The following is a 13,093-nucleotide window of genomic DNA, read 5'->3' as shown; positions in this document are numbered from 1 at the left end:
AAACTTGCCCGTCAAAAGTAGTGGCAACCATCAAAATTTGAGCACGTTAGAAGATTGATTTATTAAAGAATATACTCCAATAGGGAGAACAACATGGCAATCAAGATCGACAAAAAAATCACCGCCTACAAACTGGTGACCGATGAAGACAAAAAAGCAGCCGAGGCCGCAGCAGCGCCTGTCACGAATATTATCCAAATGGGCGAACCATTAAGCCGCCCAGATATGCTTGTGGGTAACACCTACAAGATCAAAACCCCGGTGACCGAGCACGCGCTCTACATCACCATCAACGACGTCATCATGAACGAAGGCACGCCACAAGAGCACCGCCGCCCGTTTGAGATCTTTATTAACTCCAAAAACATGGAGCACTTCCAGTGGATCGTCGCGCTCACCCGCGTCATGTCCGCCGTGTTCCGCAAAGGTGGCGATGTCACCTTTTTGGTAGAAGAACTCAAAAGCGTATTTGAGCCTAGCGGCGGCTACTTTAAAAAAGGCGGCAAGTTTGTGCCTAGTCTGGTGGCCGAGATTGGTGAGGTAGTAGAAAAACACCTGCAAGAAATCGGCATGTTGAAAAAGCCCGGCTTAGACGAACACCAGCAAAAACTGGTAGAAGAGAAAAAAGCCGAATACCTGGAAAAACACGCCAAATCGGGTGAGGAATCAAACGACGAAGGCTTCCCAAAAGGTGCGCAGCTCTGCAAAAAGTGTAATACCAAAGCAAGCATATTGATGGATGGATGCATGACTTGCTTGAATTGTGGGGATAGTAAGTGTGGTTAGAGTAAAAAAGAGGCGATAGCCTCTTTTTTTGCGAATGGGAGCTGAAATGAAAGATAAATTGTTGCCTAGTGACGCACCAAAAGACTTTGAGGCGCTAAAACTAACAAATGAACATGGCGCAGAATACTGGAGTGCACGTGATTTACAACATTTGCTTGGCTACGGCCAGTGGAGACGTTTTGAAGATGCAATTAAGCGCGCAATTATATCCAGTGAAAGCTCAGGCAATGATCCAGATTATCACTTTGCCGGCGCCGGCAAACCGATCGTCGGCGGTAAAGGAGCAGTTCAACTAGCCGCAGACTATCATTTATCACGCTTTGCATGCTACTTAATTGCACAAAACGGTGACCCACGTAAACCTGAAATTGCGCATGCACAAAAATACTTTGCCATACAAGCCCGTAAACAAGAGCTTAGCGACCAAGCAACAGCCGATTTAGAGCGATTAGAACTGCGTAAACAAACCAGTGAAGAATTCAAAGCGCTTTCAGGGGCAGCACAAGATGCAGGTGTGCAAAGCAAAATGTTTGGCGTGTTCCATGATGCTGGCTATAAAGGCTTATATGGTGGATTAAGCAGCGCAGCGATTAAATCTCGCAAATCAATACCAGACAAAGAAAACCTTCTAGATCGCATGAACGCAACTGAGTTGGCTGCAAACCAATTTCGAATGACACAAACGCGTGATAAGTTAGCGCGAGATGGCATCAATAATCAGGCAAAAGCAATACAAACGCATGAGCAAGTAGGCAGAGAGGTTCGAGAAGCGATTGAGCGTATTGGCGGCACCCCGCCTGAGCAAATACCGCCGGCAGAACATATTAAGGAAGTGGAAAAACGTTTAAAAAATGCCACACCGAAACTTGAGCTTGATGAACGTGAGGCTGGTGGATTACTGGGTGATGTAAGCAAGAAAATGGGAAGTAAGGGTACTGACTGAGCCAAAAGGCACCTGCGAGAATTACAAAATTCAAATCAAATTAAAGTGACTAAATGATGTATAAGCTTAATTAATCGCCGAATTCCAGGGATGCCAATTTTTTGCCCAGCCTGGCGGCTGAGATTGGCTAGGTGGTAGAAAATCCCCTGCAAGAAATCTGGATGCTGAAAAAACCAGGGTTAGGCGAACACCAGCAAAAACTGGTAGAAGAGAAAAAAAGCCGAATACTTGGAAAAACATACCAAGTCAGGTGAAGAATCAAACGATGAAGATTTCTCCAAAGGGGCTCAGCTTTGCAAAAAGTCTAATACCAAAGCAAGTATTCTGATGGATGCATGACATGCTTGAATTGTGGCGATAGTAAGTGCGGTGAAATAAAAAGGAGCGCAAGCGCCTTTTTTGTGATGGTGTTAGTCAAGCAAGATGTAGTCATCAGCGATAAAAGCGGGAGTAACTTATTTCCTTTAGCATTTCGTCATTTTCTATCCATAATAGACTGAGGACTCTATCGTTTGAAATTTTAATTGCATCCTCAATTATTTCGTAACGCTCTGCTTCATGATTATCAAACCATGTGTCAGCCGTAGCTTTTTGAGCCCTAACCCTAGCTTCATTTGCAAACAATTGATCAAATGCCATGGAGTCCTGGCTAAGTTCTTTTTGGGGGAACCATCTTTCAGGAACATCTTTTGAACGATTGAACCATACACGACCATTTTTAGAGTGGCAAACTAGCACCAAGGGCCAAGCATTGATATTTACTAACCTTATGGCAGTGGCCGTAATACTCGTATTAAATGCATCAGCAAGTTGCTTTACTCCATCAAAGGTTGGACGTTTGAGTTTTTTAGCCACAGGTTCAAACATATACTTTGGCATTAGAAGCTCAGATGCATATGTGTCAGCCTCTCGTTCTTCAGCAGGCTTGACAGTATAGCCCTCTATCCAATCATCCACTCTGCACTCAAAAGATCGACCTCGATGATAATTCCAATGACCTAATTCATGTGCCAGAGAGAATCGTTTCCTTCTTTGGTCAGATTGATTTCTAATAGTTACTATCGCCCGATTGTTATAACCGACTAAGCGCGCTTCACAACCAATCAATTCCTTATATTGGACGCGTACACCCTCATCCCAAGCAATTGCCTCTAAATCTATTTCATTCGGAGAGTGAATACCGAGTTCTAACAGTCTTCGTTCGGCTTTTGAGGAAGCGATTATCATGTTTAGATCTCGTCGTTTTTAATTGCACCTAGTTCTAATAGTTCATTTACTAACTCTATAGCCTCTGTATCACTTATATGATTTAGGTTACGTGCTGCCAAAGTGAGGCGAGTATCATTTGCAGCCGACAGTCGGGATATTATTTGACGTGCACGTTGAATATCTATCCGAGGCACAACCAACTCCTTCAAAATATTAGTATGCTTCATTTCAGCCCTAGCAATCTCTAGCCTTTTTTCTCCAAGAGACTTAATTGCTTTTTGATAACTATCCCTGGCATTTGTGGCTGCCTGAATTAGTGATTTATCGCTTGAGGCTTCTTTAAGCAGTTCTGCATCATCAGTTTTAAATAAGTCGTCAATTAACGCTTTAGCTAATGAGTTTAATTGTTCACGCGGATCTTTAGACTCTGTCATATTGACTCCTCGTTCTCTATTTTATTTAATTTACGACGTATCGAAGTTAAAGTACTTGCGTATTGGACTGGGGTTAATCCAACTAGGTTTTGAATTTCTTGGGGGGAGTATCCATCCAGTTGGGCCATGAAAACCATTTCAATGGTTTCGTTACCACTCAAGGTATCGTCAATCTTTTCTAGTGTCTCTTTGGCAATTAATATTTGCTCAGGAGTGTCGATGTTAGGCTCTAAGTCCAAACTATCTAGCAGGTCATCTTCTATAACCAAATCTACAGACTGCGCTAACGGGTCTCTCTTACGTTTCTTTAAATAAGCAGATACTAGGCTTTCCATGGCACGGTAAATAAAAACCAATACGGGCAAGCCTTTACGGCATTTGCGTTTCCCTTCCAGGGCTTTGCAAAAGGCTATATTCAAAAGATCCTGACCATCTATACCAAGCCCCCAGGATAAGTAGTCTGCAGATTTACCTAGTTTCATCCACTCGGCATCAGACATTGACTCAATAAGCTCTTTTAGCTCTATTACAGATAAAACATCGTGTGTATTTTCTGCTTCTATCAAGGCTGCCCCTCCCTAAATACTAAAAGGCTATCTTTTTTTATTAAACAGACAATGAGAAAAATATTTTTTATCTTATGTCTGCAAGACCATTATATGAGAGCCATTGTTCTTATGGTACCCAATTGTATCTGATCATTAACTAAGTACAGGAGAGTAGCAATGGCTGACGTTCAAGTGACTTGTATTACTAAACCGAAAAATGGCTCGCACGAGCACATAACTCACATAGGCAATCCGGCAGGAAATTGGAGGTGGACTGTTCAAGATGTAATTAAAAGTATTGATGAAAAAACGAATATGTTTCATGTGGTAGATGCAAGAACCGGGAAGCGTGCATATGTGGGAGTCGTTCGTCCAGATAATCATGCGCCATACATACGTACTTATGCGGATGGTGTTTGGAATGACAATTTGTTGTCACTACCCAACTGCAGTTAATAACTAATGACTTTTAAAGGAATATGCAATGAGTAAAAATCAACATGTTGTGCCACACGATAATCAATGGGCTGTGAAAGGCGAGGGTAACTCAAAGGCTACCGCGATATATTCAACGCAGAATGAAGCGATTGAGCGGGCGAAAGAAATAGCTCAGAACCAGCAGTCCGAATTATTGATTCATGGGCGTAATGGACAAATTCGCGAACGGAATAGTTACGGAAATGACCCATTTCCCCCTAAAGGTTAGTTGTTATTAACCATATCTTTATAGAATGCTTCTTGTGAAAGGAAAGCCATGAGAGTTAATTTTGCACATCTTCGTGAACATTCAACCTCTGGAGGTTGGGTAAATTTTGCAGTCTTTGATGCTAAGTCAGTTTCGGGAGATTCCGGTAACTCTCAACTTTTAGCTCAACTAACTGCACAAGTTCGCGCACAAGGTTTAAGGGTTGATCAGTCGGCACTTGCTTTTACGCAGAATGGACGAGTTAGATTTTATGGTACCGACACTTTGGTCAAATATTTATCAAGAGTGGGTATTCCAGGATGGACCCATTCAATTGATGTTTAGGTTAAAGATGCTGGGATACAGTCTTTATATCCCGGCATTTCCAACATTACAGATTCCCGTTTGAATTATTTAGATACTTGTCCAAAACTAGAAAGGCATGAGCAATGGCGTCACTAAGTTCATTATTGAATAACCCGATCTTGGTATCAACCGGTCCTTTTATTATTATTTTCTTGATTGCTTGCATTTGGTTCAGAGCAGGGACCATTGTCAGCCTTCTAGAAAGAGTCTGGAGGCTGGCGGCAGGTAAGGCCGAAATATCGGATTCAAAATTAATAAAACTAAATAAAGAGTTGAGGGATATAGAACAATTTAATTTTTTATATGGATTCAAAATAAAATCTATCGGACAAATGCATCAAATTATTGAGTGGATGGAAAAACACAAGCTTGGTTTTGCCGACATAAGAAGCACAAAAAAATGGATTGATATGCGAACGATGACTATCCAGTTGCCAAGTGAGAGTTACATCAAATGGCGAATTGCTGGGTTTATTTTTTGCGCATTATTGCTCATGCTTACAAGTTTCCCGCTAGGGTTAAAGTCAGCGTTACTCCAATTCAAAGATTCAAAAACTTGGATATTATTAGATAAGCATAAAGCAGAAGGATTAATAAGCAATTGGGTTTTGGGGGTTAATCAGTGTGATGGATCACAAGAGAGTAAGTCTTTGATACCTGAGCTTACTAAAAGTGAAAAAGAAATAATCTGTCAGTCTTTCCAAGATAAGGAGGTGACTGAATATGTAGAAAAAACATTGCACACTCAACGATTATTATTTGGTTTTATTTTTGTCGCATTAGTACTTAGCATAATGAATATTGCTATGAAAATAAAAAGCTACGAATTAGCGAGAAAATTACAGGAAACTTTAGCCAAACCGAACAATTGAAATCGCTAAGTGAAATCAATGGGGTCAGACTCCATTGATTTTCATCATGCCATCATGCCGCTAATTATTCGCATAACCCCAACGTCAATGCCTGCAAAATCTCCCCCGTTACAGGATTCTGCACAAAAGCCACCACGCTAAGATCACGCTGCTTCCAAGCTGGTTGAAAGTGGATTTCATGACTTTCATTTGTTTTGCCATCCGCCCCCACCTTAAACGGCCCTAACCACTGGCGCACGACATAATCATGGCGCAACAGCTCGCCACGGTTTTCACCTGCATTGACGGTGGATTGAAGGTTATTTTCTTGTAGCGCGAGGTAATAGACCAATGGCCCTGCCTCTGCGGTTTTGATGTTTGTGGATACTTGTACTGATTTTAGTGTGTGGGAATTCACTGCCAAGCGAATTTCAGCTTTGGCTGGCATGCGGTTGATGCTGGCAATTTCATTTTTAAACCGCGCATCACTTAACCAGCTACGGTTATCCTGCCCGTTGACGGCAATTTGCGGGGTATACACACCGCTTGCATAGCCTAAGGTGGCTATTTCGCGTTGCCGTTTGGAAAAGGCATGAATCTACAATTGATAGATAAGGTTCGGCCATTAGTCGTCACGCCCAAGCCAATGCCTTTTGAAAGCTATAAAGGGTATATTTTGCGGGTGGCCGAGGCTAACGGTTATCGTTCCATTCACGGCATGCTCCGGCATGCCGGAATGACTGAGAACGAAATCCGTTCGGCAATGCCACCTCCCGATAAGCTGAAGCCATTGCTGGGGAGCGATCTGCCGGAGTTTGACTTCCTGTCTGAGAAAACCAAGCATAGTCGCTATCAGGTGCTGTCAGGACATCGTATTCCGACTTTGCATTTGCGTTCCAAGCATACGAGAGTCTGTCCTTGTTGTATTGCTGAGGCTGGTTATATCTCCAGTTTTACTGAGCTCAAATATGCGGTTGTCTGCCCTGCTCATAAGGTTGAAACGATAGACCGATGTCCAAGCTGCGGGAAGGATTTGGATGTGTTCCGACCAGGCCTCACCAAATGTCAGTGTGGCTATGATTTTAAGCGCGCGAAGGGTGTCGAGGTGACAAACCATGCTGTCATTGGTTTGATGCATATCCTCAAAGCCAAACTTGAAAATCAGGATCTGGACATGACATTGCTTGAGCCGTTGGGGTTCCCTGTTGAGGCGATTACTCAATTGTCTCTAAACACAATTCTAAGTCTGTTGTACCGATTGGAGCGACGCTCAGCGGATGTACACCCCACTGGTGACTTAATGGATGCAGTCACTTTGGCGGCTTCTATCTTTACGGACTGGCCTAAAGGTTTTCATCAATACCTGGAGGAAGCACAGGGGCCGCAGGCTAATATGGCAAGCGTAGGTCTGCGCAAGCAGTTTCTGCCCATCTATGAGACCCTGTTTAAGAATGGGCTACCTAAAGATGAGGTGGCATTCATGCACCAAGCCTTTGTTGAGTTTGGCCAAAGTCAGTGGCGTAAAGCACTGATCCATCCTAAGTTCCAACAAAGTGGTTCATCGAATATCGTTGGTATTTACGGACTGGCGCAGGCGCTGAGTAAACAACCTGCTACGTTGCAGAAAATGGTGGCTGCAGGACTGATCCCTGTCCATGCAGTCAATGCCAAAGGACAGGCACTGTTTGAAGTCACTGAACAGTTGGTGTTTGAGTTTGCTTCTGGTCAAAGCTTAACGATTAAGGAGGCTGCTGAGCGATTGGATTTGCCTGTAGCCATCTTGAATGTGTACCGCCAAAAAGGCTACTACCTGGCACAGTTTATGACCAACCCAATGAAGCTATTTCACGAGCAGGATGTGGAAAGGTTACGGCTGGAGTTAATCGCCGGAGTTGAGTTCTTATCCAATTCACCGCAAGACATTCGGTATATCAGTTTAAAGCAGATAATGCTCAAGAAATTGGGGCCCTCAGTCATCAAAGCGGCATTAATCGAAGCCATTAGGATTCGGGAGATTATGCCTGTTGGCATCGCTGGCGATAAGCCTGGAGATTTGCTGTTCAAGCGCTCAGAAATTGATGAGACCATTTCCAGCATATCGCAAAACTTCTCTGGCATGATTTCATCAGCAGATGCCGGCGAGATTTTGGGAGTCGAGCCCAAGGTTGTTAAAAGTTTGATCAAAGCCAGTGCGTTGGATGCTTGCACTACGGATTATGGCATCTATGTGATTGAAGACTCAGTGGTTGAATTTAACCAATCCTGCATGCAGGAATATTCTGTCAATCGAGCATGATTTAGCCCAATAGCTGAAGGAGTTGCATGATGAAAAAATTTCGAGAAAAAGTGGTTCAGGAAATCTCTAGCTACGTTTGTGATCGTTGTGGCCGTGAAGCCGAAGCTCAGGGAGGAGAGGCTGAGGAATTCGTTTCCATTGAGAGAGTGGGCGGATATGGCTCAATTTTTGGAGATGGCAATCGAATTTCAGTCGACATTTGCCAGCATTGCCTTAGAGACGTCTTGGGGGAGTGGTTGCGCATTGTGCCGCTGAGTTTGCCATGACTATTGAATCTACTCCTGCACAAAATCTGGCAAAGATTCGATCTTTAGCGATTGATACCTTTGGTTCTGAGTCGGCGGCAGAGTCCTGGCTCAACCAACATCATGTTTTGTTAGGGGCTGCTCCGATCATTGTGGCCGAATCATCTTCTGGATTTATTGAGGTTAAGAAAATACTAAGTGCGATCAGTTATGGTGGAGCAGTTTAAGCTGAGGCAGTGATATAAAAGGTTGGATTTTCTTTGATCATGTTTGCTAATCATGGGCGGAAGGATTGACAGATGACTAAAAAATTCTCTGAATTACATTCCCAAATGAAGCCTGAGTCGCAGTTGCGCTCTCAAGCTAATACAAAACAACTTCTGGCTGAAATGCCACTGCATCAATTGCAGCAAGCGCGTGGGCTCACTCAAAAACTGCTTGCTGAATTATTAAACGAAAAAAAGCGGTCTATCGCAAAACTAGAAAAACGCGCAGATATGTATGTATCTACTTTACGCACTCATATCCAGGCGATGGGGGGAGGTCTGCAGATCGTCGCTCGTTTTCCTCTTGGCTCGGTTAGTATCGGTAATTTTTCAGAATTGGAAAGAGAATCGGACTCAAATTACTTCGATTAATAATCTTTTTTTATCAAATTATTTAGTTTTATCTTAATTGATAACTGTTCATGCCTTGTAGCTTCAAGTAATGTTTGTACTGATGTTTTGAGATGATGTTTCTGAAAGTAAAGCCTGAATCCAATGATGGGGATGCGGGCTCAAGTGGCTGTGGAAGTCATGAATCTTTTTTGAAAGCAGACTATTCCCAATTGAGTTAAGCCTTCGATCCATTTAACATTCCTTAAAAATTATATTAATAACAATAATATATTGAGGATACTAAAATGGGTGGAGAGGTCTCTTCTGGGCACTTTATTTGGTGCCTGGGTAGTATTACGAGTATTCATCGCATTCCTTTCGATGAGCGGCTGCTTTTAAAGTCATATCCGCCGCCATATCGATCTGCGAATCTTCAGCAAGCGCTGGCTGACTACGGCTTTAAAGTTGCGTCAGAAAAGCTGGATATCCGGTCAATTCATCCGGCGGCTTTTCCTGTGGTGGCTTTCATTAAAGTATCCAAGGCAAGTGAACCCTCAGAACAAACGCTTGAAGCTAAGCAGGATATTGAGACTGTCAACCCCGTCATCATCCTAAAAACGGATCAGCAGCGGGTGTTATGGCTCAATACCGAAAACAATACACCGCGTACAGATGCCATCGAGACCTTATTGCCACTACTCACCGGCGAGGTGCTGCTACTTTCCCACCAAAAACAGCAAAGTCAGGCGGCATCAGAAGCGGATGCTCTGCTTGCAGGTGAGGATCCGGAAGAGAAGCATCGCCCCTTTGGCTTTAAGTGGTTTATCCCAGAGTTACTCAAACACAAAAGTGTTTGGCGTGAGATTCTTTTAGCCTCTCTTGCCATTCAAATCGTCGCCTTAGCCACACCTTTAGGCACCCAGGTCATTATTGATAAAGTGGTGGTGCACCACACCACCAGTACCTTGATTGTTGTTGCCATTGCATTAGGCATCTTCATGGTGTTTAACGCCATCATGAGCTGGGTACGGCAGTACTTGGTATTGCATACTGGGAATCGCATTGATGCCGTGCTTGCTCATAAAGTTTTTGGTCATTTGTTGCACTTGCCCATGCGCTATTTTGAGCATAGACCGACTGGCACACTAGTGGCCCGCTTACATGGTATAGAAACCATCCGCGAATTCCTGGCCGGCTCTCTCATTACCTTACTTCTCGACTTCCCATTCTTAATCGTCTTTTTGGCGATTATGTTTTGGTACAGTTGGCAGCTTACCTTGATCAGTTTGGCCAGTCTGGCCTTGATTACGATTGTCAGTCTGGCTGTGACACCACTACTCAGAAAGCGGCTAAACGAGCAATTTCTACTCGGTGCAAGAAACCAGGCTTTCCTCACTGAATACATCTCAGGCATGGAAACGGTCAAAGCCCTGCAACTCGAACCGCAGCTTGAACAGAAATACGGGGATTATCTCGCTACCTACCTCAACAGCACCTTCACAGCCAAACAACTTTCCAATAGCTACAACATCACCGCCAATACCTTAGATCAACTACAAACCCTCGCTATTCTTTGCGTTGGTGCATGGATTGTGATGCATAACCCGGAATTCACCATCGGGATGCTGGTCGCTTTCCAGATGTTCAGCGGCAGACTTTCCGGACCAGTGCTCAGATTGGTTGGTATGTATCAGGAGTTCCAGCAGGCAGATATTGCAGTGAAGCGTCTAGGTGATTTGATGGATGCACCCACTGAGCCATATTCACTCATCCCAGCCAGAGCAAACAGCATTAAAGGCCAACTCGACTTCGAGAGCATCAGTTTTAGATATTCTGAAAACCACCCCTGGTTGTATCAACAGTTAAATATCAATATCAAACCACACAAATGCACTGTCATCATGGGCCCAAGTGGTTGCGGCAAAAGCACTTTGGCAAAACTGATGCTCGGTTTCTTGCAACCACAAGAAGGCAGCATTAAGCTCGATGGCAAAGACATCCGCTATATGAGTGCTAATGAACTACGTAATGTCTTTGGTGTAGTGCCGCAAGAGACCACACTCTTCTCAGGCACTCTCTATGAAAACCTCACGCTCGCAAATCCCCATGCAAGCTTTGAGCAAATCATCATGGCATGCCAGTTAGCAGGTATTCACGAAACGATTGAGCAACTGCCCCAAGGCTACCAAACCCCTTTAGGTGAACATGGCACGGGCTTGAGTGGTGGGCAAAAGCAACGCATTGCCATTGCCAGAGCGCTACTCAGACAACCCAATATTCTGATCTTTGATGAAGCTGTCTCAAACCTCGATCCTCAGACTGCTGAGCAATTCGCACAAACAATAAATAAGCTTAAGGGCAAGGTCACTATCATTTTCATTACCCACCAACTGCCCAGAAGTTTGCAAGTAGATGAGGTGGTGCGGTTGGGCAATCACGCCGTCCTATCCCCTCAGCCAGCCAAGACGCAACAAGAGTGCTCAGAGGATGTGTTATGACTGATGCCGCCATCCAAACCAAGAATGTGCTCATCATTCACCAAAACTTCCCTGGTCAGTTTCGTTCCATTGCTCTTCATTTGTGGCAACAACCAAATATTAAAGTGATTGGCATTGGTAAGGAAAGTGCGCCTGGGATTCCAGACTTTCCATGGATTAAATATAAGATTAACAAAAGTGCATTCAGGCAGACGCATCCTTATAATTTTAGAAGCGAAACCGCTATTTTGCACGGCCATGCAGTGTTTTGCATTTTGCAAGACTTGAAAGCCAAAGGTTATCAACCCGATGTGATTCTTGCTCACCCTGGATGGGGTGAAGCACTTTATGTCAAAGATGTTTTTCCTAATACCAGATTGATACATCTTTGCGAGTGGTATTACAACTTAAGCGGTGCCGATTTTGGTTTTGATCCAGAGTTTACAAATGGCGCAGACGATAGACTAAAGTTGCTCACGACAAATGCATATCACCTACTTAATTTAGAAAATTGCGATGTAGCTGTTAGCCCAACGCACTGGCAAAAGTCACAGTTCCCCAAGAGTTACCAGCATAAAATTCAGGTGGCTCACGAAGGCATTACAACAGAGCATTTGGGGCCTGATAGCAATGCATATGTGAAATTGCCCAACGGTAAAACATTAAAGTCGGGCGATGCTGTCATTACATATGTTGCAAGAAACCTGGAGCCTTATCGTGGTTTTCACCAGTTTATGCGGTCATTACCTGGACTTATAGAAAGGCACCCAGAATGTGAAGTTGTCATCATTGGTGGTGATGGTGTGAGTTATGGGAGGCCTCCCCAAAATGCACCTTGTTGGCGAGTAAAAATGCTGGAGGAAATTTTACAAACGGCCCCAGCGTTTCCCGTTGAACGGGTGCACTTTTTAGGCAAAGTGCCCTACAGCCTCTATACAACGATCCTAAAAATTTCTGCAGTCCACGTCTATTTAAGCTACCCCTTCGTTTTATCCAGATCCTTATTGGAAGCTATGGCAACTGGTTGCGCCATTGTCGCCTCTGACACGGCACCTGTTAAAGAAGTGCTTCGCCATGGCCACAACGGATTGCTTGTTGATTTCTTTTCTACTAATGCGCTTCAACACGCTATCAGCATGTTGCTGACCAATAAAAGTTACTCATTGAGCTTAAGGCAAAAAGCGGTAGAGACTGCACGCAAATATAGTCATCAGGAGGGCCTATCTGCCTACATGAACTTAATGTTTGGGCAGTTTCGCACCAAGCCGTCCATTCAACTCTCACTGAACAGGCAACAGGTTACTTTGCATCCTTTGGCGCGTCGAAAAAGTGATCGCTTGCATGAGTTGGGACTATCACCTAAAGAGCTGGAGGTGCTTAAATTTCTAGTCACTGGGATGGAAGATAAAGATATTTCTAGCAGCCTACAGATTAGCCATAAAACGGTAAGCCAACATGTCAGCAGCATCATTAATAAGTTGGGAGCTAGCAATCGAACACATGCGATTGCCAAGATATTTAATCCGGCATCTCTTAGATGAGTACTGATTGTGAATTTTGTGTGACTAGGGAATTTTCCGGATGTGCATATTAAAACCGTGTGCAATGATTGACAGCATTAGTCGTAGCTAATGCCAAAGGTTACAGCGTTATT

General features: G+C 43.8%; 16 protein-coding genes and 1 pseudogene. 13 read left to right on the top strand and 4 right to left on the bottom strand.

Translation table 11 applies throughout. The features are described from left to right. Positions 1-93: 93 nt before the first annotated feature. From INP77_RS10395 to INP77_RS14910, 3 genes and pseudogenes are all read left to right on the top strand, one after another. Positions 94-786, top strand: coding sequence for an NrdJb (locus tag INP77_RS10395; protein ID WP_049637539.1), 693 nt, complete (start codon positions 94-96; stop codon positions 784-786). A 46-nt stretch (positions 787-832) separates the two neighbouring features. Then, positions 833-1,729 (top strand): DNA damage-inducible protein D, encoded by an 897-nt coding sequence (dinD, locus tag INP77_RS10390; protein WP_194748942.1) that lies wholly within the window; start codon positions 833-835, stop codon positions 1,727-1,729. Between the two features lie 98 nt (positions 1,730-1,827). Next, positions 1,828-2,100, top strand: a pseudogene (locus tag INP77_RS14910) (NrdJb); the annotation flags it as partial. Positions 2,101-2,161: 61 nt separating this feature from the next. Here INP77_RS14910 and INP77_RS10385 read toward each other — a convergent pair. Genes INP77_RS10385 through INP77_RS10375 form a run of 3 tightly spaced genes read right to left on the bottom strand, consistent with a single transcriptional unit; the run spans position 2,162 to position 3,938 of the window. Continuing rightward, positions 2,162-2,956 (bottom strand): ImmA/IrrE family metallo-endopeptidase, encoded by a 795-nt coding sequence (locus INP77_RS10385; protein ID WP_194748941.1) that lies wholly within the window; start codon positions 2,954-2,956, stop codon positions 2,162-2,164. 2 nt (positions 2,957-2,958) lie between these two features. Then, entirely contained in the window at positions 2,959-3,372 is a 414-nt protein-coding gene (locus tag INP77_RS10380; protein ID WP_194748940.1) for a hypothetical protein, read from the bottom strand. Further along, the gene (locus tag INP77_RS10375) at positions 3,369-3,938 is read right to left on the bottom strand and encodes a sigma-70 family RNA polymerase sigma factor (RefSeq protein ID WP_194748939.1); all 570 of its coding nucleotides are present in this window, start codon (positions 3,936-3,938) and stop codon (positions 3,369-3,371) included. The genes INP77_RS10380 and INP77_RS10375 overlap by 4 nt, the downstream gene beginning before the upstream one ends. A 159-nt stretch (positions 3,939-4,097) precedes the next feature. Between INP77_RS10375 and INP77_RS10370 the strand changes: the two genes are divergently transcribed. From INP77_RS10370 to INP77_RS10355, 4 genes are all read left to right on the top strand, one after another. Further along, the gene (locus INP77_RS10370) at positions 4,098-4,376 is read left to right on the top strand and encodes a DUF3892 domain-containing protein (protein ID WP_194748938.1); all 279 of its coding nucleotides are present in this window, start codon (positions 4,098-4,100) and stop codon (positions 4,374-4,376) included. A gap of 28 nt (positions 4,377-4,404) precedes the next feature. Further along, on the top strand, positions 4,405-4,626 hold the full coding sequence (locus tag INP77_RS10365; RefSeq protein WP_194748937.1) for a DUF2188 domain-containing protein: 222 nt from the start codon (positions 4,405-4,407) through the stop codon (positions 4,624-4,626). 48 nt (positions 4,627-4,674) lie between these two features. Beyond that, on the top strand, positions 4,675-4,950 hold the full coding sequence (locus INP77_RS10360; protein WP_194748936.1) for a hypothetical protein: 276 nt from the start codon (positions 4,675-4,677) through the stop codon (positions 4,948-4,950). A gap of 104 nt (positions 4,951-5,054) precedes the next feature. Beyond that, positions 5,055-5,843, top strand: coding sequence for a DUF6216 family protein (locus tag INP77_RS10355; RefSeq protein ID WP_194748935.1), 789 nt, complete (start codon positions 5,055-5,057; stop codon positions 5,841-5,843). A 64-nt stretch (positions 5,844-5,907) separates the two neighbouring features. Here the strand turns inward: INP77_RS10355 and INP77_RS10350 are convergent, their stop codons facing one another. Beyond that, a complete protein-coding gene (locus tag INP77_RS10350; protein ID WP_368667933.1) occupies positions 5,908-6,363 on the bottom strand; it encodes a DUF1223 domain-containing protein in 456 nt (151 codons plus the stop codon). Between the two features lie 51 nt (positions 6,364-6,414). Here INP77_RS10350 and INP77_RS10345 point away from each other — a divergent pair, with 51 nt between their 5' ends. From INP77_RS10345 to INP77_RS10320, 6 genes are all read left to right on the top strand, one after another. Beyond that, positions 6,415-8,118 (top strand): TniQ family protein, encoded by a 1,704-nt coding sequence (locus INP77_RS10345; protein WP_194748934.1) that lies wholly within the window; start codon positions 6,415-6,417, stop codon positions 8,116-8,118. 26 nt (positions 8,119-8,144) lie between these two features. Beyond that, a complete protein-coding gene (locus INP77_RS10340) occupies positions 8,145-8,384 on the top strand; it encodes a hypothetical protein (protein WP_228518855.1) in 240 nt (79 codons plus the stop codon). Beyond that, positions 8,381-8,590, top strand: coding sequence for an antitoxin Xre/MbcA/ParS toxin-binding domain-containing protein (locus INP77_RS10335; RefSeq protein WP_194748933.1), 210 nt, complete (start codon positions 8,381-8,383; stop codon positions 8,588-8,590). Before INP77_RS10340 ends, INP77_RS10335 begins: the two co-directional genes overlap by 4 nt. Positions 8,591-8,662: 72 nt before the next feature. Next, a complete protein-coding gene (locus INP77_RS10330; RefSeq protein WP_194748932.1) occupies positions 8,663-9,001 on the top strand; it encodes an XRE family transcriptional regulator in 339 nt (112 codons plus the stop codon). A gap of 266 nt (positions 9,002-9,267) precedes the next feature. Beyond that, positions 9,268-11,460, top strand: coding sequence for a peptidase domain-containing ABC transporter (locus INP77_RS10325; protein ID WP_194748931.1), 2,193 nt, complete (start codon positions 9,268-9,270; stop codon positions 11,458-11,460). Further along, a complete protein-coding gene (locus tag INP77_RS10320) occupies positions 11,457-12,980 on the top strand; it encodes a glycosyltransferase (RefSeq protein ID WP_194748930.1) in 1,524 nt (507 codons plus the stop codon). The genes INP77_RS10325 and INP77_RS10320 overlap by 4 nt, the downstream gene beginning before the upstream one ends. Positions 12,981-13,093: the final 113 nt, after the last annotated feature.

This window comes from Methylophilus sp. 13 (genome assembly GCF_015354335.1).
GTDB classification, from domain to species: Bacteria; Pseudomonadota; Gammaproteobacteria; order Burkholderiales; family Methylophilaceae; genus Methylophilus; species Methylophilus glucosoxydans.
This window is presented reverse-complemented; position numbering and strand designations above follow the sequence as displayed.